At 76.1% G+C, this 20,274-nt stretch carries 19 protein-coding genes and 1 pseudogene; 12 read left to right on the top strand and 8 right to left on the bottom strand.

Translation table 11 applies throughout. From position 1 onward, the window contains the following. Nucleotides 1-8: 8 nt before the first annotated feature. Nucleotides 9-380: a YbjQ family protein gene (locus ACIOFR_RS05345; RefSeq protein ID WP_400992618.1), complete on the bottom strand. Its 372-nt coding sequence runs from the start codon at nucleotides 378-380 to the stop codon at nucleotides 9-11. Nucleotides 381-517: 137 nt separating this feature from the next. On the opposite strand from ACIOFR_RS05345, the gene ACIOFR_RS05340 reads away from it, so the two are divergent. After that, nucleotides 518-1,438: a hypothetical protein gene (locus ACIOFR_RS05340; RefSeq protein WP_400992617.1), complete on the top strand. Its 921-nt coding sequence runs from the start codon at nucleotides 518-520 to the stop codon at nucleotides 1,436-1,438. 31 nt (nucleotides 1,439-1,469) lie between these two features. Further along, a complete protein-coding gene (locus ACIOFR_RS05335) occupies nucleotides 1,470-2,183 on the top strand; it encodes an aminoacyl-tRNA hydrolase (protein ID WP_400992615.1) in 714 nt (237 codons plus the stop codon). A 3-nt stretch (nucleotides 2,184-2,186) separates the two neighbouring features. Here ACIOFR_RS05335 and ACIOFR_RS05330 read toward each other — a convergent pair whose 3' ends face one another. From ACIOFR_RS05330 to ACIOFR_RS05320, 3 genes are all read right to left on the bottom strand, one after another. Next, nucleotides 2,187-3,137 (bottom strand): DMT family transporter, encoded by a 951-nt coding sequence (locus ACIOFR_RS05330; protein WP_400992614.1) that lies wholly within the window; start codon nucleotides 3,135-3,137, stop codon nucleotides 2,187-2,189. A gap of 186 nt (nucleotides 3,138-3,323) precedes the next feature. After that, nucleotides 3,324-4,067: a hypothetical protein gene (locus ACIOFR_RS05325; protein ID WP_400992612.1), complete on the bottom strand. Its 744-nt coding sequence runs from the start codon at nucleotides 4,065-4,067 to the stop codon at nucleotides 3,324-3,326. Continuing rightward, nucleotides 4,064-4,972, bottom strand: coding sequence for an ABC transporter ATP-binding protein (locus tag ACIOFR_RS05320; protein WP_400992610.1), 909 nt, complete (start codon nucleotides 4,970-4,972; stop codon nucleotides 4,064-4,066). Before ACIOFR_RS05320 ends, ACIOFR_RS05325 begins: the two co-directional genes overlap by 4 nt. Before the next feature lie 130 nt (nucleotides 4,973-5,102). Between ACIOFR_RS05320 and ACIOFR_RS05315 the strand changes: the two genes are divergently transcribed. Both ACIOFR_RS05315 and ACIOFR_RS05310 read left to right on the top strand, forming a co-directional pair. Continuing rightward, complete coding sequence (locus ACIOFR_RS05315) at nucleotides 5,103-6,257, top strand: sensor histidine kinase (RefSeq protein ID WP_400992609.1); 1,155 nt, start codon at nucleotides 5,103-5,105, stop codon at nucleotides 6,255-6,257. After that, nucleotides 6,254-6,913 (top strand): response regulator, encoded by a 660-nt coding sequence (locus ACIOFR_RS05310; RefSeq protein ID WP_400992608.1) that lies wholly within the window; start codon nucleotides 6,254-6,256, stop codon nucleotides 6,911-6,913. Before ACIOFR_RS05315 ends, ACIOFR_RS05310 begins: the two co-directional genes overlap by 4 nt. 11 nt (nucleotides 6,914-6,924) lie before the next feature. Here the strand turns inward: ACIOFR_RS05310 and ACIOFR_RS05305 are convergent, their stop codons facing one another. From ACIOFR_RS05305 to modA, 3 genes are read right to left on the bottom strand one after another with little or no spacing between them, the layout of a single operon-like run. Then, nucleotides 6,925-7,989, bottom strand: coding sequence for an ABC transporter ATP-binding protein (locus tag ACIOFR_RS05305; RefSeq protein WP_400992606.1), 1,065 nt, complete (start codon nucleotides 7,987-7,989; stop codon nucleotides 6,925-6,927). Between the two features lie 46 nt (nucleotides 7,990-8,035). Continuing rightward, a complete protein-coding gene (locus ACIOFR_RS05300; RefSeq protein WP_400992604.1) occupies nucleotides 8,036-8,872 on the bottom strand; it encodes an ABC transporter permease in 837 nt (278 codons plus the stop codon). After that, complete coding sequence (gene modA / locus ACIOFR_RS05295; RefSeq protein ID WP_400992602.1) at nucleotides 8,869-9,687, bottom strand: molybdate ABC transporter substrate-binding protein; 819 nt, start codon at nucleotides 9,685-9,687, stop codon at nucleotides 8,869-8,871. Before modA ends, ACIOFR_RS05300 begins: the two co-directional genes overlap by 4 nt. Before the next feature lie 242 nt (nucleotides 9,688-9,929). Between modA and ACIOFR_RS05290 the strand changes: the two are divergent. The 4 genes and pseudogenes from ACIOFR_RS05290 to ACIOFR_RS05275 all read left to right on the top strand — a co-directional run. After that, nucleotides 9,930-10,364, top strand: a pseudogene (locus ACIOFR_RS05290) (RNA ligase (ATP)); the annotation flags it as partial. Nucleotides 10,365-10,466: 102 nt separating this feature from the next. Further along, the gene (locus ACIOFR_RS05285) at nucleotides 10,467-11,816 is read left to right on the top strand and encodes a cytochrome P450 (protein WP_400992601.1); all 1,350 of its coding nucleotides are present in this window, start codon (nucleotides 10,467-10,469) and stop codon (nucleotides 11,814-11,816) included. Between the two features lie 209 nt (nucleotides 11,817-12,025). Beyond that, nucleotides 12,026-13,363 (top strand): ABC transporter substrate-binding protein, encoded by a 1,338-nt coding sequence (locus ACIOFR_RS05280; protein ID WP_400992599.1) that lies wholly within the window; start codon nucleotides 12,026-12,028, stop codon nucleotides 13,361-13,363. A gap of 101 nt (nucleotides 13,364-13,464) precedes the next feature. Continuing rightward, complete coding sequence (locus ACIOFR_RS05275; RefSeq protein ID WP_400992597.1) at nucleotides 13,465-14,421, top strand: hypothetical protein; 957 nt, start codon at nucleotides 13,465-13,467, stop codon at nucleotides 14,419-14,421. Between the two features lie 89 nt (nucleotides 14,422-14,510). Here the strand turns inward: ACIOFR_RS05275 and ACIOFR_RS05270 are convergent, their stop codons facing one another. Further along, on the bottom strand, nucleotides 14,511-15,140 hold the full coding sequence (locus ACIOFR_RS05270; RefSeq protein WP_400992595.1) for a class I SAM-dependent methyltransferase: 630 nt from the start codon (nucleotides 15,138-15,140) through the stop codon (nucleotides 14,511-14,513). Nucleotides 15,141-15,372: 232 nt separating this feature from the next. Here ACIOFR_RS05270 and ACIOFR_RS05265 point away from each other — a divergent pair, with 232 nt between their 5' ends. The 4 genes from ACIOFR_RS05265 (at nucleotide 15,373) to ACIOFR_RS05250 (ending at nucleotide 20,268) form a co-directional block, all read left to right on the top strand. Then, nucleotides 15,373-16,734 (top strand): diaminobutyrate--2-oxoglutarate transaminase family protein, encoded by a 1,362-nt coding sequence (locus ACIOFR_RS05265; RefSeq protein ID WP_400992593.1) that lies wholly within the window; start codon nucleotides 15,373-15,375, stop codon nucleotides 16,732-16,734. Beyond that, a complete protein-coding gene (locus ACIOFR_RS05260; RefSeq protein WP_400992591.1) occupies nucleotides 16,731-18,224 on the top strand; it encodes a pyridoxal phosphate-dependent decarboxylase family protein in 1,494 nt (497 codons plus the stop codon). The genes ACIOFR_RS05265 and ACIOFR_RS05260 overlap by 4 nt, the downstream gene beginning before the upstream one ends. 618 nt (nucleotides 18,225-18,842) lie before the next feature. Next, nucleotides 18,843-19,640: a tRNA-dependent cyclodipeptide synthase gene (locus tag ACIOFR_RS05255; protein WP_400992590.1), complete on the top strand. Its 798-nt coding sequence runs from the start codon at nucleotides 18,843-18,845 to the stop codon at nucleotides 19,638-19,640. 82 nt (nucleotides 19,641-19,722) lie between these two features. Continuing rightward, on the top strand, nucleotides 19,723-20,268 hold the full coding sequence (locus ACIOFR_RS05250; protein ID WP_400992822.1) for a cytochrome P450: 546 nt from the start codon (nucleotides 19,723-19,725) through the stop codon (nucleotides 20,266-20,268). Nucleotides 20,269-20,274 lie beyond the last annotated feature (6 nt).

Here is a 20,274-nt window from a genome sequence, read left to right as displayed (position 1 = left end):
CGGCGGGTTCAGCCGGTCTGGGAGATCACCGCGGCCGTGCCGTAGGCACAGATCTCGGTGCCCAGGTCGGCCGCCTCCGTGACGTCGAAACGCATCATCAGGACGGCGTTCGCGCCCCGGGCCTTGGCCTGTTCGACCAGCCGTTCCATCGCCTGGTTGCGGCTCTCCACCAGGGTCTTGGTCAGGCCCTTGAGCTCACCGCCCACGAGCGACTTCAGGCCCGCGCCGATCTGCGAGCCGAGGTGCCGGCTGCGCACCGTCAGCCCGAACACCTCGCCGATGACCTGGTCGACCCGGTGCCCCGGGACGTCGTTGGTGGTGACCACCAGCACACTGTCGGACGGGCGCTGCCCGCCGCCGTAGTCGTCAAGATTGCTCATCGCACCACCCTCGCGGATCCGTCCCGGGCCGCGCGGCCGCCGCGCCGGGAGGGTGCCGCGTCCGGCGGACGGCCGGGCCGGGAGAAGAACCGCCACGCACCGGTGATGCGGGGCCGCCGGGGCCGTACTGTAGGCGCATGGGCGAGCGAAGCGATCATCCACAGGGGCCGGGCGCGGCGGAGGAGTCCGACGCGCAGGACATCGAGGCGACGGTGGTCCTCGGCATCCGGATCACCGACTGGCCCGCCCTGCGCGCCGCCGCGCAGGCCGCCGTCGCGGAGCTGGAGTTCGGCGGCATCGACCCGGACGGGCAGCGGGCCGACCTGCTGCGCGAGGTGTCCGAGGACCCCAACGCCGCGCTCGGCGCACTGCTGCACCCGGACCGCCTGGTCGCCGCGATCCCCGGCGTCGAGGCGCTCGGCGGCACGCTGGAGATCAGCATCACCGACGACTTCGCCCCGGACTTCGCCGAACTGTTCCCGTTGGAGACCGAGGACGGCGACAGCGGCGACTGGACGCTCACCCCGCGCACCGCGTGCCTGCTGCACACCCAGCTGATCGCCCTCGCCGACGCCGCCTACGACGACCTGGACGAGCACCTCGACGAGCCGGTCACCGACGGCGACGAGGGCGAGTGGACGGTCTTCTCCCGGCTCCCGCAGCGCACCTGGGGCCTGCACCGCGGCTGGCGCCGCACCCTCGCCCGCACCTTCGACGACCTGGCCGACGACCTCGCCCTCGGCGAGTGGCCGCTGCCGCGCTGCCTCGCCGAGGAGCTCGCCCTGCGGATGGCACTGGCGGACGCCCGCGCCCTGCTCGGCGCCCAGCCGGAGTCGGTCGCGGACATGATGGGCGACCTCCCGGCCGACCTCTACGACTACGACTGGGACGGCTGCGCCGACGAGCTGTTCGGCGTCTTCGGCCCGGACGACGGCGACCCGGAGCTGGACGCCCTGCAGCGCACAGAGCACCTGCTGGCCGCCACCCACCCCGAGGGCTGGTTCCTCGCCTACGAGGACGCCGAGGAGCGCGACGCCGGCCGGGGCCACCGCCGGTGATCACCCGCGAAGGGGCTGGCATCCTGGTGGGGTGAGCTCACCTTTCGACGCCCCCAGCACCCCCGCCGAGCCGGTCGACCGGGACAGCCGCGAGCAGTACGTGCTGCCGCTGGTGGTCCGCCTGGAGCGGACCGACCCGCCGGCCAGGACCGACGCGCTGGAGACCTCGGCCCGGGCCGTGCTGACCCTGCTCGCCGACCCCCGGGTGACCGGCCCCGAGGGCGAGTGGGCCGAGCGGGTCGCCGCCTGGGAGGACGCCCGGATCCGCAAGGTGGTCCGCCGGGCCCGCGGCGGGGAGTGGCGCAAGGCCGGAGAGCTGCCCGGCATCACCGTCACCGGCGCCACCGCCGAGGTCCGGGTCTTCCCGCCGGTCCCGCTGGACGGCTGGCCCAAGGAGCTGGCCAAGCTCCAGGTCTCCGGCACCGAACTGGACGACGCCGAGCCGCCGGCCGCCGCCCCCGACGGCCCGGTCCTGTGGCTCAACCCCGAGCTGGAGATGAGCGCCGGCAAGACCATGGCGCAGACCGGCCACGCCGCCCAGCTCGCCTGGTGGCGGCTGGACGGCGCACAGCGCAACGAGTGGGCCGAGTCCGGCTTCGCGCTGGCCGTGCGGACCGCGAGCCCCGAGGCCTGGGCCGGGCTGACGGCGAGCGGGCTCCCGCTGGTCCGCGACGCGGGCTTCACCGAGATCGCCCCCGGCAGCTGCACCGTCGTCGCGGACCACCCCGCGCTGCGCGGGGCCTGACCGTCAGGCGGGCCTGGCCCGGGCCGCCGGCCGCGCCTCGGCCAGCGCCAGCCCGGTCACCGACAGCAGCAGTACGGCCGTTCCGGCGGCGGTCGCCGCGGTCAGCCGCTCGCCGAGCAGCAGCACCGCGATGACCGTCGCGCTGACCGGCTCGATCAGCGCCACCACCGAGGCGGTGGTGGCCCGCACCACGGCCGCGCCCGCGAAGTACAGCCCGTACGCGAGCGCCGTCGGCACGGCGGCCAGGTAGGCCAGCAGCCCGAGGGTGCGGCCGAGCCCGGCCGGGTCCGGCCACAGCCCCTCGGCCGCCGCGAACGGCAGCAGGCACACCGCGCACACCGTGAACGACCACAGCGTGGTGGCGTACGGGCTGCCGCCGTCCCCGGCCCGGCCGAGCCGGCGGGTGTACAGGGTGATGCAGGCGTACCCGGCGGCGGACAGCAGCGCCCAGGCCACGCCGGCCGGGCGCACCTGCCCGCTGCCGCCGTCCCCGAGGACCAGCACCGCGAGGCCGCCGAGCGCGCCGCCGACGGCCACCGCGCCCGCGCCGCCCAGGCGTTCGCCCATGGTCAGACGGGCGCCGACGGCGATCAGCAGGGGCGCCGCGCCGAGCGTGACCACGGTGGCGACGGCCAGCCCGGTCCGCTGGACGGCGAGGAAGTAGGCGGCCTGGAACAGCGTGAGCCCGAGGCCGTTCACCAGGATCCGGGACAGCCGCCGCCGCAGCGGCGCCGGACGCACCGCCGCCGGGACGGCCGGGCGGCCGCCCAGCGCCCGGACGGCCAGCAGCAGGCCCACCCCGCCGGCCGAGCGCCAGAAGGTGAGGGCCATCGGACCGAGGCCGCTGCGGCCGTACAGCAGCGCGGCGGCGGCGCCGGCGGTGCCCCAGGCGGTCGCCGACAGCACGAGGTAGAGCAGGGCCCGCCCGACGGGCAGGGCACGGGAAGCAGACATGGGTGTTCTCCCACCGAAGACATGAGGTCGGTCGCGATCCCGTTCGCGGGCAGCACCGACCGGCCCGGGGGTGGTGATCACCCGGGGAGGTCTCTCAGTGGCCTGGCCGCCCGCTCAGACGGCGGGAGGTGGCAGCACGGTCTGCGGCATGCCGGCCAGCCTAGCCGCTCACGCCGGCCGGCCCGTTCAGGCGTCCCGCCGCCGCAGGGTGCGCAGCCCGCCGTACGCGGCCAGGGCCGCCCAGGCCGCCATGATCAGCAGCGCCGTCCCGTGGCCGTAGGGCGCGTCCGGCTCCGGGCCGTAGTGGAAGGCGTACTGTCCGGCCCGGTCGGGCAGGAAGCGGGCCACCCGCCCCACCCCCGGCAGTGCGCTCAGGAAGGTGGTGCCCAGGAACACCGTCGGGGTCAGCACGATCACGGCCGCGGTCAGGTTGCGCATCATCGTGGTGACGCCCAGACAGATCACCAGCAGCAGCGGGTGGTACAGCACCTCGGCGACCACGCTGCGGACGGTGCCCGGCCGGGAGAGGTCCACGCCGACCGAGGTCGAGGCCACCGCCAGGTAGCTGCCGGCCACCGAGAGCAGCCCGGTCAGCAGGCCCAGGCCGCCTCCCAGCAGCAGCTTCCCGCCGTACAGGACACCGCGCCGCGGCACGGCGGTCAGCGAGCCGCGGACGGTGCCGGAGCCGTACTCCTGGCCGATCAGCAGGATGCCCGTGGTCACCACGGCGACCTGGCCGAACAGCAGGCCGTAGGTGAGGCCCAGGGTCGGTTCCTCGGTGAGCGAGGTGTCCACCTCGCCGTAGGCGGCGTTGACGGCGTAGGTGATGCCGACGGTCAGCACGACGGCGATCAGCGGGGTGATCCACTGCGAGCGCAGCGTGCTGAACTTGGTCCACTCGGCCCGCAGGGCGTGGGTGCCGGCGCTCATGCCGCCACCGCCCGGTACTCCACCGCGTCCTCGGTCATCCGCATGAAGGCCTCCTCCAGCGAGTCCTGCCGGACGGTCAGTTCGTACAGCACCACGCCGTGCGCGGCGGCCAGCGCACCGATCCGCCCGGGGTCGGTGCCGGTGATCTCCCAGGCTCCGCCGTCGGCCTGCTCCGCCGTCAGCCCGGCGTCGCGGACCAGGCCGGCGAGCCTGGCCGGGTCGACGGCGCGGACCAGGACCCGGCTGCGGCCGTGCCGCTCCAGGAACTCGGCGGTGCCCAGGTCCGCCAGCAGCCGCCCCCGGCCGATCACCACCAGGTGGTCGGCGGTCAGCGCCATCTCGGTCATCAGGTGCGAGGACACCAGCACCGCCCGGCCCTCCGCGGCGAGCGAGCGCAGCAGGGTGCGGATCCAGCGGATGCCCTCCGGGTCCAGGCCGTTGACCGGCTCGTCCAGCAGCAGCACCGGTGGATCGCCCAGCAGCGCGGCGGCCACCCCGAGGCGCTGCCGCATCCCCAGCGAGAAGCCCCTGATCCGGCGCCCGGCCACCTCCGACAGCCCGACCAGCGCCAGCACCTCGTCCACCCGGGCGTCCCCGATCCCGTTGCTGTGCGCCAGCCAGCGCAGGTGGCCGCGGGCCGTCCGGCCACCGTGCACGGCGCCCGCGTCCAGCAGCGCGCCGACCCGGCGCAGCGGCTCGGCGAGCTCCCGGTACGGCCGGCCGTGCACCAGCGCCGTGCCGGAGGTCGGCCGGTCCAGACCGAGGACCATGCGCATGGTGGTCGACTTGCCGGCCCCGTTCGGGCCGAGGAAGCCGGTGACCCGGCCGGGCTCCACCCGGAAGCTCAGCTCGGACACGGCGGTCGTTGCGCCGTAGGACTTGCAGAGGTCTCGTACCTCGATCACGCCGGCCTCCCTGGCTGGTGGTGGTCCGAGTCAACCGGGGCGGCGCGGACAGCGGATCCCGCCCGCGGGTGGACCGCCCTCCCTCCCGTGAGGGAGGTGCCGGACGGCCCCGAACGGGCAGGATGGGCCGGTGCCCCGCATCCTCGCCCCGCTCCTGAAGCCCGTCACCTACGCGCGCTGGCTGCACCTGCTGGTCGGCACCGTGTTCGCCGGGGTGGTGCTGATGGTCTACCCCGGCGTCGAGGGCGGGTCGCCGGCGCACACCCTGACGACGGCGGCCGCGGCGGACACCGTGCTGCTCTGCCTCGCGGCGCTCGTCCCGGCCACCCGGCGGGCCGAGGGCGTCCAGGCCCGGCTGCTGCTGGCGCCCGAGCGGGAGGAGAGCATCGGCACGGCCCCGTCGGCGAGTTGGGCCGACCGGTGGCGCACGGCCTGTTGGCTGGTGGCCCGGGTCGCCCTGGGCACGGCGGTCGGCCTGGTCTCGGTCCGCGGCGCGATGCTCGCCGTCGACCTGGCCCGGGAGCCGCTGGCCGGTGCCCGCCCGCTGCTCGCACCGGTCGTGCTGCTGCTGGTCGGCTGGTCGGCGGTGCTCGCCGGCCGGCTGCAACTGCGGCTCGCCCAGGCCCTGCTGGGCCCCTCCCGGGCCGAGCGGCTGGCCGCCGCCGAACTGCGCGCCGAACGCCTGCTGGAACGCAACCGGCTGGCCCGTGAACTGCACGACTCGATCGGCCACGCGCTCACCGTGGCGGTGCTCCAGGCGGGCGCGGCCCGCGAGGTGGCCGACCCGGCGTTCCGGGACCGGGCCCTGGAGGTCATCGAGTCGACCGGCCGGCAGGCGATGGAGGACCTCGAACGGACCCTGGTCCTGCTGCGGGAGAGCCCCGACCGGGTCGCCGTGGAACGCCCCGGACTTGACCAGGTCCCGGCGCTGCTGGCCACCGCGCGGGCGGCCGGCAGCCCGGTCGAGGACACCATCGAGGCCCGCGCCGAGCACCTGCCCGGCGTGCTGTCCCGGGAGGCGTACCGGATCGTCCAGGAGAGCGTCACCAACGCCCTCAAGTACGCGCCGGGGGTGCCGATCCGGGTCGGGGCGCGGATCGCGGGCGGCGCGCTGGAACTGCACTGCGCCAACGGCGTGCCGGCGGAACCGCGGCGCCGGCCGGGCGGCAAGGGGCTGCGCGGCATCCGCGAACGGGCCGTGCTGCTCGGCGGCGAGGCCAGCACCGGCGTGGACGGGCCCGACTGGGTGGTGCGGGTACGGCTGCCCCTACGCTTGGCCGGATGACGGTGATCGACATCCTGCTGGCCGACGACGAGGAACTGGTCCGGGCCGGGCTGCGGGCCGTCCTGGAGGCCCAGGGCGACCTGCGGGTGGTCGGCGAGGCCTCGGACGGCGCCGAGGCGCTGACCCTGGCCCGGTCGCTGCGGCCGCGGGTGGTGCTGATGGACGTCCGGATGCCCGTGGTCGACGGGCTGGCCGCGACCCGGTCGATCCTGGCCGGCTGCGAGCCGCCGCCGAAGATCCTGGTCGTCACCACCTTCGAGCACGACGACTACGTCTACGAGGCGCTGCGCGCGGGCGCGGACGGCTTCCTGCTCAAGCGGGCCCGTCCGGCCGAGATCGTCCAGGCCGTCCGGCTGGTGGCGGCGGGGGAGTCGCTGCTCTTCCCGGCCGCGATCCGCGGCCTCGCCGCGGGCCGGGCCAACGGCGCCGCGCGGGCCGCGATGGCCCGGGCCGGCCTGACCGGGCGCGAGGCAGAGGTGCTGCGGCTGATGGCCCGCGGTCTGTCCAACACCGAGGTCGCCGAGCACCTGTTCCTCGGCGTGCAGACCGTCAAGACCCACGTCAGCAGCCTGCTGGGCAAGCTCGGCGCCCGGGACCGCACCCAGGCCGTGATCGCCGCCTACGAGTCGGGCTTCGTCGCGCCGGACCAGGGCTGAGGGCGCGAGCCCTAGGCCGGGTAGGCGTGGGTCTGGGCCGCCTTGACGGACGCCCAGACCGTGCTGCCCGGGGCGAGGTCGAGCTCGGCGACCGCGGCCGGGGTGAGGTCGGCGGACAGCGGCAGGGTGCCGGCGAGGTCGACCCGGACCTGGTCGCCGTGCAGGTCGAGGCCGGCCACGGTGAGCTGCCAGAGGTTGCGGGCGCTGGAGTCGGGCCGTTCGCGGTGCAGTGTGACGGCGGACGGCGGGAACGCCACGAACGCCTCGCCGGTGAGCGCCTCGGTGGTGGTCAGCACCGGCCCGCCGGCCGGGAGTTCGACCCGGTGGCCGTCGGCGGTGCCGCGGTAGAGGTTGAGGCCGACCAGGCGGGCGATGTAGTCGGTACGGGGGCGGCGGGCGATCTCGGCCGGGGTGCCGGCCTGCACCTGCCGGCCGTCCTCGATCACCACCAGGCGGTCGGCCAGCACCATGGCGTCCAGCGGGTCGTGGGTGACCAGGACCGCCACCGCGTCGAACTCGGCCAGGTGGCGCCGCAGCTGGGCGCGGACGTCCAGCCTGGTCCGGGCGTCGAGGGCGGCCAGCGGCTCGTCCAGCAGCAGCAGCCGGGGGCGGACGGCCAGCGCGCGGGCCAGCGCGACCCGCTGGGCCTGCCCGCCGGAGAGGTTGCCGGGCCGGGCGGCGGCGTGCTCCGCCAGGCCCATCCGCTCCAGCCAGGGCCGGGCCGCGGCCCGGGCGGCGGCCTTGCGCAGGCCCTGGCAGCGCAGGCCGAAGGCGACGTTGTCGAGGGCGCTGAGGTGGGGGAAGAGCAGGTAGTCCTGGAAGACCACGCCGACCGGGCGCTCCTCGGCGGGGGTGTGCAGCCCGGCGGCCGGGTCCTCCAGGACGGCGCCGTCCAGCCGCAGGTGACCGGCGGTCAGCGGGAGCAGGCCGGCCAGGGCGCGCAGGGCGGTGGACTTGCCGGCGCCGTTCGGCCCGAGCAGGGCGACCACCTCGCCGGGGGCGGCGGTGAGGCCGAGGTCGAGGGTGAACGCGGCGCGGTCCACCCGCAGGTGCGCGTCGAGGGCGGGCGGCGTCATGGTGCTGGCTCCTGGAGCGGTCGGCCGGCCGATGGGGTCCGCCGGGTCACGTGGTCGACAGCCAGCGCTCGCGCAGCCCGGCGAGGACGGCGACGGACACCGCGAGCAGCACCAGGCTGAGCGCGATCGCCGCCTCGGGGTCGCGCTCCATGGCGAGGTAGACGGCGAGCGGCATGGTCTGGGTGCGGCCGGGGAAGTTGCCGGCGAAGGTGATGGTGGCGCCGAACTCGCCCAGCGCACGGGCCCAGGCGAGCACCGCGCCGGCGCCGATGCCGGGAGCGATCAGCGGCAGGGTGACCCGGCGGAACGCGGTCAGCCGGGAGGCGCCGAGGGTGGCCGCGGCCTCCTCGTACCGGGGGTCGGCGGCGCGCAGCGCGCCCTCCACGCTGATCACCAGGAAGGGCATCGCGACGAACGCCTCGGCGAGCACCACGCCGGTGGTGGTGAACGGCAGGGTGAGGCCGAACGCCGAGTCCAGCCAGCGGCCCAGGATGCCGTTGCGGCCCAGCACCAGCAGCAGCGCGACGCCGCCCACCACCGGCGGCAGGACCAGCGGCAGGGTGACCAGCGCGCGGACGATCCGCCGCCCGGGGATCTCGGTACGGGCCAGCAGCCAGGCCAGCGGCACCCCGAGGACCATCGAGATGGCGGTGGCGGAGGTCGCGCAGACCAGCGAGAGCCGCAGCGCCTCCCACACCTCGGTGCTGGTGAGCTGCTCGGGCAGCGAGCTCCAGGGCGCCCGGACCAGCAGCCCGACCAGCGGCAGGATCAGGAAGGCCAGGCCCAGCAGGGCGGGCAGCAGCAGGGCGTACGGGATCCGGCGGCCGCGCCGGCGGCGGGTGGCCGCCGGCGCGCCGTCGACGGGCGGTGCGGCCTGGCTCACGGGGACTGGAAGCCCGCGGCGGTCAGGACCTGCTTGGCCTCGTCCGACTGGACGTAGGCCACGAACGCGGCGGCGGCCGAGGCGTTGGGGGCCTTGGTGAGCGCGGCGATCGGGTAGTCGTTCACGGCCTTGGCGGCCTCGGGGAAGTCCACGCCGTCGATCTTCGCAGCATCGGCCTTGACATCGGTCTGGTACACCAGCGAGGCGTCGACCTCGCCCAGCTCGACCTTGGTGAGGGCGCCCTTGACGTCCTGCTCCAGGGTGACCGGCGTCAGGTTGACGCCGCCGGCCGCGAGGGCGGTGACGGCGGCCGACCCGCACGGCACCTCCTTGGCGCACAGCGCGACCTTGACGCCGGCGAGGTCGGCCAGGCCGCCGATGTGCTTGGGGTTGCCCTTGGGCACGGCGATCGCCAGGGTGTTGCGGACGAAGACCTTGGAGGTGTCCGCGCCCTTGGCGTCGACGACCGTCTTCATGGTGGCCGGGCTGGCCGCCGCGAACACGTCCGCCGGGGCACCGGAGTTGATGCTCTGGGCCAGCGCGGAGCTGCCGGCGAAGTTGAACGTCACCTTGGTACCGGGGTTGGCGGTCTCGAACTTCTTGCCGAGCTCGGTGAAGGACTCCTTGAGCGAGGCGGCCGCGAAGACCGTGATCGCTCCGGTGGCCTTGGGGGCGGCGGAGCCCGTACCGGCCTGCGCGGACGACGGCGAGGAGGCGGCCGGGGTGGCGGCGTCGCTGCCGCAGGCCGTGAGCCCGGCGGCGAGGGCCAGCACGGAGGCGGCGGCGAGCGCGGTGCGACGTCTGATGGAGCTCATGCGATTTCCCCTTCTGCCGCGCCGGTGACAGGCGCGGGGGTGTGGCGGCAACGCTGATCATACTGTCGCAAATGCGGCCGAAAAATCCCCTGTTTCATCGCACAGGCCAGCTGCCCGGTGCCGGGATGATCGCATGTGCGATGGCTCAAGGGGAAAATCCCTGGCCGTGGCGGGTGCCCGGCGGCCAGAGTGTCCGCACGGCGCGGCCGAGGGGGCGGCGCGACAGGGGAGGAGCACCCGGAATGTCGACCTTGCGGGTCACCGCCGAGCGGCTGACCGTCCACGAGCACCCGAACGCCGACGCGCTGGAGCTGGCCCAGGTCGGGCTCTACCGCGCGGTCGTCGCCAAGGGCGCCTTCCGCACCGGTGACCTCGCCGTGTACATCCCCGAGCAGGCCGTCCTGCCGGCGGCGCTGATCGAGGAGCTCGGCCTGACCGGCCGGCTGGCCGGCACCAAGGCGGACCGGGTCAAGGCCGTCCGGCTGCGCGGCGAGCTCTCCCAGGGAATCGTCTGCCGCCCACGTGCGGTGACCGACGCCGACCTGGCGCAGGCCCTCGACGCCGGCCGGGACTTCGCCGAGCTGCTCGGGATCGTGAAGTGGGCGCCGCCCGTCCCGACCGCGATGAACGGCGACGTGGAGGCCGCCCCCGACCTGCTGCCCTGGGTGGACGTCGAGTAGTCCCGGGCAGCCGGCGTGCACTTCGCCCCCTTATGCACTGACGGGGCCTCGGTTAGCGTGAGGAGGATGCGTACATCCGTTCCCCCTCTCGGAGGTGTCATGCCGGCCACCCGGACCCCGGGCCCGACCGGGCTCCCGCTCCTCGGGTCGCTGCTCGACCTGAAGCGGGACCCGCTCCGGGCCTACCTGGACGCCCGGCGCGACCACGGCGACGTGGTCCGCTTCGCAGCCGGCCCGCCGGGGCTGCGGGCCGAGTTCCACATGGTCTTCTCCCCCGAGGGCGCGCAGCAGGTGCTGGCCACCCAGGCGGCCAACTTCCGCAAGGAGAACGTCTTCTACGAGGAGATCCGGCAGACCTTCGGCAACGGGCTGCTGACCTCCCAGGACACCGACTACCAGCGTCAGCGCCGGCTGGTGCAGCCGCTGTTCACCCGGCGCCGGGTCGACGGCTACGCCGAGGCGATCGGCATCGAGGCCGAGGCGCTCACCGAGCGCTGGCAGCGGGTGCCCGGCGGCGTGGTGGACGCCGCCGACGAGATGTCCCGCTTCGCCCTGCGGGCCGTCGCCCGGATCCTGTTCGGCGCCGACGTCGAGGCCGCCATCGACGTGGTCCGCACCCGCTTCCCCGTCCTCGGACGCTACGTCCGCGGACGCGGCGTCTCCCCGCTACGCGTGCCCCGCAGCTGGCCGACCCCCGGCAACCGCGAGGCCCGGGCCGCCGAGAACGAGCTGTACGGCGTCTGCGACGAGATCATCGCCCGCCGGGCCGGACAGCCCGCCGACGACCTGCTCGGCCTGCTCGCCGACGCGCGCGGCGAGGACGGCGAGGCACTCGACGCCACCGAACTGCGCGAACAGGTCCTGATCTTCCTGCTCGCCGGTCACGAGACCACCGCCACCTCGCTCACCTTCGCCCTGCACCTCCTCGGCCGCCACCCCGAGCAGCAGGACCGCGCCCGGGCCGAGGTGCGCGCCGTCCTCGGCGACGGCCGGGCGCCGCGCGCCGACGACCTCGCCGCGCTGCCCCACCTCACCCGGGTCCTCAAGGAGGCCATGCGGCTCTACCCCGCGGCGCCGGTGATCGGCCGGCGCGCGGCGGCGGACTGCGTGGTGGACGGCGTGCCCATCCCGGCCGGCGCGGACGTCCTGGTCGCGCCCTACGTCACCCACCGGCACCCGGAGCACTGGTCCGACCCGGAGCGCTTCGACCCCGAGCGCTTCACCCCGGAGCGGGAGGCCGCCCGGCACCGCTACGCCTGGTTCCCGTTCGGCGGGGGCCCGCGGGCCTGCATCGGCCAGCACTTCTCGATGCTGGAGTCCGTCCTCGGCCTGGCGGTGCTGCTGCGCCGCTTCGAGGTGGCCGCGGTCGACACCGACGTCCGGCTCACGCACGGGATCACCCTGGGGGTGGAGGGCGAGGTCAGGATCGCACTGACCGAGGCGACGTAGTCCACCGTCCAGGACCGGGGCCCCGGGGAGGCGCGGTGACTGACGGTCAGTTTCCGGTTCGACCGGTCACCAGGGCTTTCGAGCCTGTTGTTCCGGAGCCGTCCGCCCGGTGTTCGCCCACCGTCCGCCTGGCCGTGTGCCGGTGCCGTTTGGCTGGCCGGCGAGCAGCGCGGTCCCGCGCCGCGCGGAGTCCAACGAGGGCAGGCAGCATGGGCAGGCGGACCGCGGCGTCCGGAGGAGACAGCTCCGAGGGTCGGCCGGCCGGGGGAGGCCCGGCCGGCCGGCGCCGGGCCGGGTCCGCGGCTGCCGCCGCCGCCCTGCTGCCGGTGCTGCTGGCGACGGCGGCCTGCGGCGGCTCGGCCGACGCGGCGGGCGGCGGCGACGCCGGTGCCCCGCTGACCGTGATGACCTGGTCCCCGGCCGGCACCGGCTCGACCGACCGCCCCGGTGTCACGGCGCTGGCCGAGGAGATCGGCCGCGAGGTGAACGCCAAGGGCGGCCCGGCCGGGCGCAAGCTGAAGGTCCTCGCCTGCAACGAGCACAACACCGCAAGCGGCGTCACCGCCTGCGCCCAGCAGGCCGTGGACGCCCACGCGGTCGCGGTGATCGGCTCGTACAGCCAGTTCGGCGACACCTTCATGCCCCTCCTGGAGGCGGCCGGCATCCCCTACCTGGGCGGCTACGGCGTCTCCGGCTCGGAGTTCAGCAGCCCGCTGTCCTACCCGGTGGCCGGCGGCACCCCGGCCCTGATCGCGGGCAGCGGCCGGCAGTTGGCCGCGGCCGGCTGCCGGACGGTCGCCCTGGTCCGTCCGGACACCGGCAACGGCGACACCCTCACCCGGTACCTCTCGGCGGCCGTCGCCCCCGCCGGGATCAGACTCACCGACGTCAAGGTGCCGGAGCGCGCCGACGCCGCCCAGCTGCCCGCCCCCGTCCAGAAGGCGGTCGGCGACGACCGGGCCGGCAACTGTGTGACGGCCGCGCTCGGCCCCGAGCAGACCCTGCTCCTGCTGGACGCCTACCGCAAGGCCAACCCGCGCCGCACCCAGCTGGCCTCGGTGATCGGCAGCGTCCACCAGGCCGTCATCGACTCCACCGGCGGCACCAACAGCCCGCTGAACGGCTCCCTGGCGACCGGCTGGTTCCCGCCCGAGACGTCGAAGGTCTGGGACGACCTGCGGACCACGGCCGGCAACGCGGCCGCCGCCGGCGCCAAGCCGGTCGACACGTCCGACCTCGCCGTGCAGACCACCTGGGTCGCCTACCAGACCTTCCTCCAGGCGGTGGACCGGATCTCGTCGGCGGGCCAGCCGCTCACCGCCAAGGGCCTGCGCGCCCAGCTGGACAGCGGCGACTCGATCGACACCGGGGGCGTCACCCCGCCGCTCAGCTGGGGCCAGGGCGACATGCTGCCGAGCGCGGAGTCGCCCCGGCTCACCAACACCTGGGTCACCTTCCAGCAGGTCAAGGGCGGTCGGCTGACGGAGCAGCAGAGCGGCTTCGTGGACGTCCGCTGGGTGCTCACCGGGGGGAAGCCGCCGCAGTAGGACGGCGCCCCGGGCCGGCACCCGGGCCGACCGGTCACCCCGACGCACCGGTCAGCCGTACCGTCGGCCCGATGCGGCGACCGGCGACGTACGCTCAAAATGTGATCACCTATCAGCACCGCAGGCTGGCAGCGCTGGCCGACGAGGGCCGCTGGACGGAGCTGCTCGGCGCCTACCGACGCACCCGGGCGGCGGCCGTGGCGCTGCACGGCCCGGCGGTGGGAGTTGCCGAGGCGGCGCCGTTCGGGCACCTGATCGCCTACGGGGCGCCGCCCGAGCTGGCCGCCCGGCTGTTCGACGGGGACGGCGGCCCGGACACCGCCGCCGGCCCCGCCGACCACGACGCCGGGCCGCTGTGGGAGGTGCTGGCCACCCGCCACTCCTGGCGCCGGCTCGCGCCACTGCTCGACCCGGAACCCATCCGGCGGCTGGTCACGCACACCCGGGTGCTGCTCGGCGAGGACCTCTCGGCCGAGGCCGAGCCCGACCCGGAGGGCGTCCCGCTGGTCCTCGCCGCCTGGGAGGCGGCCGGGCGTCAGGAGGGCGGGCTGGTCCCCGAGTACCTGGGCAACGGCGGTGCGCTGCGCGTCCCGCCGGCGCTGCCCGCCACCCGCGAGGGGCTCGGGCCGGTCCGGCTGCCGGGGGCGGGCGAGCTGGTCCCGGGCCAGGCGGCCACCCGGCTGCTCGCCACCCTCGCCCCGTGGGCCACGGTGTCCTGCGTCCGCGGCACGGGCCCCGACGCGGCGGCCAGGACGGCCCCCGCCGGCCGGGTCATCGGCGGGCACCTGCCGTTCACCGCCGCCTATCCGGCGCTGGTCCGGGTCGGCTCCGAGCACCCCTCCACCGGCGCGGCCCACGGTCGGCTGGCCCTCTGGCGGGTGCTGGCCGCGATGACCGGCACCGCTCGGCCGGCCCGGGCCGAGATCGAGGCCCTGGTCGCCCGGCTGCGGTGCTTCACCTGGAGCGAGCCGGCCGACGAGCTCCGCTACCTGCACCTCACCCTGGAGGACCCGGCCACCGGGCTCGCCTGGGCGGTCAGCGGGTGCGCCGAGATCTGAGGCGCCCGCGGGCGGGGTTCGGCGCCCCGGACCGGCGGGCCGGGGCGCCCGGTCGTCGTCCCCCGGTCGTCGTCGGTCCGGCCCTTCGCTCAGTCGTCGTCGTGGGTCCGGTCGTCGTGCGTCCGGACGGCGACCGCGAGGTAGCGCTCGTCGGTGTCGGTGTCGGTGTAGCCGGTCAGCCGCCAGCCGCAGCCGGCCAGCAGCGGGCGGAGGTTGGGCTCGGCCCGCAGGTCGTCCGGCGTGATCCGGCGGCCGTGCCGGGCGGCCAGGGCGGCCCGGCCGACCGGGTGGTAGAGCGCGAGGCGGCCGCCGGGGCGGGTGACCCGGGCGAGCTCGCGCAGGCCGGTGCCGGGGCCGGGCAGGTGGGAGATCAGACCGGCGCCGAAGACCAGGTCGACGCCGGCGTCGGCGAGCGGCAGCCGGGTGCAGTCGGCCACCAGGACGGCGGCGTGCCGCCGGTGGGCGCGGGCCAGCTCGACCATCTCGGGCGTCAGGTCCACCCCCAGGACCGTCCCGCGCGGTCCGACGGCGGCCCGCAGCAGCGGCAGGGCCCGTCCGGTGCCGCAGCCCGCGTCCAGGACGAACTGTCCAGCGTCGAGGCGGAGTTCGGCGATGGCCTGGGCGTAGCGCGGCCCGTCGTCGGGGAACTTCGCGTCCCAGCCTGCCGCCCGGGCGGCGAAGAACTCGCGGGTGCGGGACCGTTCCGCTGCGTCCGACATGCTCCGCCCTCCCTGGGTCGCCCGCCGACAGCGTAGCCAACCCGCCCGGGCTCCCGCCCGTCCGCGCCGGACCCTGGACGCCGGGCCGTGTCCGATCGGTGTCGCGGTCGTTGATCCGGTCGTTGCCGGGGCGGGTGCGGCGCCGTCCGGTCGGGGGAGTCCGGTGGCGGTGCGCGGCCGCGCGGCTGCCACCAGTAAACTTAGGCTTACCTAACCATGAGGGAGCCAGCCCGTGAGCCCCACCGTCGACACCGCCGTCCCCGCCGGCGAAGCGATCCTGCGCCGCCAGCGCATCCGCGAGTCGGCCGCCCGGACGTACGCCCGGTCCTTCCCGATCGTCCCGGTCCGCGCCAACGGGATGACCGTCGAGGGGGCCGACGGCCGCCGCTACCTCGACTGCCTCTCCGGCGCCGGCACCCTGGCCCTCGGGCACAACCACCCCGTGGTGCTGGAGGCGATCCGCCGCACCCTGGACAGCGGCGCACCGCTGCACCTGCTGGACCTCGCCACCGCGGAGAAGGACGACTTCACCACCGCCCTGTTCGCCAGCCTGCCACCCGCGTTCGCCGCCGGCGCGCGGATCCACTTCTGCGGGCCGGCCGGCACCGACGCGGTGGAGGCGGCGCTCAAGCTGATGCAGACCGCCACCGGCCGGCGCGGCGCACTCGCCTTCACCGGCGGCTACCACGGCATGACGGCGGGCGCGCTGGCCGTCACCGGCAACGTCGCCGTCAAGGCACCGCTGCCCGGCGGCGGTGAGGTCACCCGGCTGCCGTACCCGTACCCGTACCGCTGCCCGTTCGGGGTCGGCGAGCGCGGCGCCGAGCTGTCGGCCGCGTACACCGAACGGCTGCTGGACGACCCCTCCGGCGGCGTGGTGCCGCCCGCCGCGATGATCCTGGAGGCCGTCCAGGGCGAGGGCGGCGTGGTGCCCGCCCCCGACGGCTGGCTGCGCGAGATGCGGCGGATCACCGCCGAGCGCGGCATCCCGCTGATCGTCGACGAGGTACAGACCGGCGTCGGCCGCACCGGCGCCATGTGGGCCGTCGAGCACAGCGGGATCGTGCCGGACGCGATGGTGCTCTCCAAGGCGATCGGCGGCAGCCTCCCGCTGGCCGTGGTGGTCTACCGCGAGCAGTACGACGGGTGGCGGCCCGGCGCCCACACCGGCACCTTCCGCGGCAACACCCTCGCCATGGCGGCCGGCGCGGCCACCCTGCGGTACGTCGAGGCCAACGGCCTGGTGGCCCGCGCCGAACTGGTCGGCGCCCGGATCACCGCCCGGCTGGACGGGCTCAAGGCCCGGGTGCCGGCCGTCGGCGACGTCCGCGGCCGCGGCCTGATGATCGGGGTCGAACTGGTCGACCCGGACGGCGAGCCGGACAGCTGCGGCGCCCTGCCGCCCGACCCGCAGCTCGCGATCCGGGTCCGCGAGGCCTGCCTGGAACGCGGCCTGATCGTCGAACTCGGCGGCCGCCACGACGCCGTGCTGCGCCTGCTCCCGCCGCTCACCATCGGCGACGAGCAGACCGAGGCGGTGCTCGACCGGCTCTGCGAGGCCGTCGAGACCGCCGCGGCCGGACCCCGGCGGTGAACGACCCGACCGCGCTCTCCGGCGGAGCCGCCGGCCCCGCCGCCCTCGGCCCGCTGCTGGACCTGGTGCTCACCGCCCTGGCCACCGGCGCCGGACAGCGCTCCGGCCCGATCCCGGCCGGGCCCCCGGACCGGCTCGCCGAGCAGTTCGCCGGGGTGCTGCGGCACGGCCGCGACGAGCCCGACCCCGACGCCCTGCTCCGGCTGACCGTCCACCTCGCCCAGGGCAGCGCCGACCCGGCCGACCCCGCCTGCGCCGCCCACCTGCACTGCCCGCCGCTGGCCGTCGCCGTCGCCGCCGACCTCGCCGTCTCCGCGCTCAACCCCTCCCAGGACTCCTGGGACCAGGCCCCGGCCGCCACCGTCTTCGAGACCGAACTGCTCGCGGAACTGGCCGAGCTGGTCGGATTCCCGGCCGACCGGGCGGCCGGCGTGGTCACCTCCGGCGGCACCGAGTCCAACCTGCTGGCCCTGATGCTCGCCCGGGACGCGGTCCTCGGCGGCCGGGTCGAGCTGGACGGCCTGCCGGCCGGGGTCCGCCCGGTGATCGTCGCCTCCCGCGCTGCCCACTTCTCGGTGCAGCGCGCCGCCGCCCTGCTCGGCCTCGGCGAACGCGCGGTCCTCACCGTCCCGGTCGACCGCGAGCTGCGGATGGACCCGGCGGCCCTCGCCGACACGCTCGCCGCGGCGGTACGCGCCGGCCGCACCCCGATCGCCGTGGTCGCCACCGCCGGGACCACCGACACCGGCGCCGTCGACCCCCTGCACCGGGCGGCCGACCTGGCCGCCCGGCACGGCGCCCGGCTGCACGTGGACGCCGCCTACGGGGGCGGCGCCCTGCTCTCCCGCCGGCTCGCCCCGCTGCTCGACGGCATCGCCCGCGCCGACTCCGTCTCGCTGGACTTCCACAAGCTCGGCTGGCAGCCGGCCGCCGCCGGCGTCTTCCTCGCCGCGCGCGCCGAGACCTACGCCTCGCTGGCCCGCCACGCGGCGTACCTCAACCCGCTCGACGACGAGCGGGCCGGCTACCCCAGCCTGCTCGGCCGCTCGCTGCGCACCACCCGCCGCCCGGACGGCTTCAAACTCGCCGTCACCCTGCGCACCCTGGGCCGGGACGGGCTCGGCCGGCTGGTCGACGCCTGCCACGACCTGGCCCGCGCGACCGCGGCCGCCGTCCGCGCGGAACCGGCCCTGGAACTGCACTGCGAGCCGGTGCTGACCACCGTGGTGTTCCGCTACCGGCCGGCCGACGGCGACCCGGCGACGGCCGACCGGGTCAACGCCGGGCTGCGGCGGGCCCTGCTGCGGGACGGGCGGGCGGTGGTCGGCCGCACCGAACTACCGGGCGACGGGCCGGGCCGGGTCCGGCTGAAACTCACCCTGCTGAATCCGCACACCACGGCGGCCGACACCACCCGGATCCTCTCCGCCGTCGTGCGCGCCGGGCGGGCCGAGGAACAGTTCGGCGGCGCGTCGGGAATTGGCCGGTGACACAGGAACCCGCAGGTCGGTGGCGGGTCCGCCTGGAGGAAAACACACGGGGACACGAGCGGCGCGCGCCGTTCCCGGCCCGTGGCGGCCGGTGACCCAGAAGCCTTTGTGGACATACCTTCCGGCAATCCGTCCAGCCGATTCCGGCCGTAGCGGGGCGATTTCCCGCCAACCCCGGGGCTCGGCTTACGGGGGAGCGGAAGCACAGCGATAACTTCGGGTAGCCGCCGCCACACCGGGAGCACACGGCACCCAGGGACTAGCGGCGCAAGGGAGATCCACCATGTGCCGCCGATTCCGTGCGGTCACTGCGGCCTGCCGCCCCGGGGCGTCACACCGGCCCCCGGTCCGACCGGGTAGGTCCGTCTCCGGCCGGTAGCCCGGCCCCTCAGCGTCACCCCTCCGCCGGTCCGGCGCGGCACCCTGCCCCGGCCCGGTGTTCCCCGCCGCTCCCCGTCGCCCGCCGGCCGCATCACGGCCCGGCTCCGCACGCCGCGGCATCCGCACCACACCCCCCGCACCACCCCCCTCTCCCGCACCGTCATCGGTCACCCCTGCACCGCCTCATGCACCCTGCACCGCCCCGACCCCTCCACCGGGCCCGGCCGCCGCCGGCCGGTGGACCCAGCCCTGCGACGCGGAGGCCGCGGTTATGAGCGAAACCCTTCCGACCCGAACCCTTCCGACCCGACCCTGCTGACCGAGACCCTTCCGGCCGCCCCGCCGGACACCTTCGAGGCCGTCCCGTACTCGGCGCGCTGCCGGACGGTCTTCGACCGCGGCGACCACCTCCTGATCGGGGTCAGCCCCGGCAGCGGCTACTTCAGCCACCAGCGGCTCGCCGACCTCATCCGCTGGGGCAGAGCCTTCTTCGAACGGATCGACGTGGTCCACGCCGACCTGCACGTCGCCGCCCAGTTCCGGGCCGGCGGCCACCCGGCCGACCAGGCCGAACGCCGGGCCGCCAAGGAGGTCAAGGCCACCGCCCGCCGGATCCGCCGCGCCGTGGAGGAGACCGGCCCGGACCGCGTCCGCACCCACGCGCTCTCCGACTTCACCCCGCAGCCCGCCTACCGGCGCCTCCACACGGCCGTGCTGGCCGCCCTGGACGCCGATCCGGTGCTGCGCGCCGCCACCGAGGGCATGGCCCGCGGCTTCCTGCACGGCACGCTGGCCGAGGGCGGCGGGCCCACACCCGCCCAGCTGGCGGCCGGAGTCGACTACATCGCCGCCGAGCTGCCGTTCTTCCTGGACACCCCGGCGCTGCTCGGGGTGACCTCCTCGGTCGCCTGCTACCACGTCGAACTCCCGCTCACCGCGGTTCTGTTCGGCCCCGGCCAGGGCCTGCGCGCGGTGCCCGACCAGGGCTACGCCGTGGTCCGGCCGGCCGCCGTGCCCCAGCCCGTGGCCGCCTGAGCCCACGTCCCCGGACCTCCTCCCGGCCCGCCGCCCCGCCCGGCGGGCCGTCCACCCGACCGATCCGTCCGCCGAGGAGCGCATCCCCCGCGTCGACGACGAGCTGCTGGCCACCGTCGCGCTCTCGCTGTTCGGCGCGGGCGCGGTCTCCACCTCGGCCTTCCTGCTGCACGCCGTCATCGCGCTGGCCCGCCGGCCGGAGCTGGCCCGGCGGCTGCGGGAGGAGCCCGCGGTGATCGGCCGGGCGGTGGACGAGCTGCTGCGCCACAACCTGTCGATCGGCGACGCGCTGCCCCGGCTCGCGCTGGCGGACGTGCAGGTCGGCGAGGTGCTGGTGAAGGAGGGTGAGCTGGTGCTGGTGCTGATCGAGGGGGCCAACCACGACCCCGCGGTGTTCCCCGATCCGGAGCGGATCGACTTCGACCGCCCGGCCAACCCGCACCTCGCCTTCGGGGCCGGCCGGCACTTCTGCCCGGCCTCCGCGCTGGGCCGCACCCACGCGGAGATCGCCCTGACGGCCCTGGTCGAGCGCCTGCCGGAGCTGCGGCTGGCACTGCCCGCCGAGCAGCTGGCCTGGCGCCCGGGCTTCATCAAGCGGCTCCCGGAGCGGCTCCCGGTCATCTGGTAGCCGGGT

The organism is Kitasatospora sp. NPDC088346 (assembly GCF_044740765.1).
GTDB lineage: Bacteria > Actinomycetota > Actinomycetes > Streptomycetales > Streptomycetaceae > Kitasatospora.
Note: the sequence above shows the minus strand (reverse complement) of the source record. Positions and strands in the feature narration are given on the sequence as shown.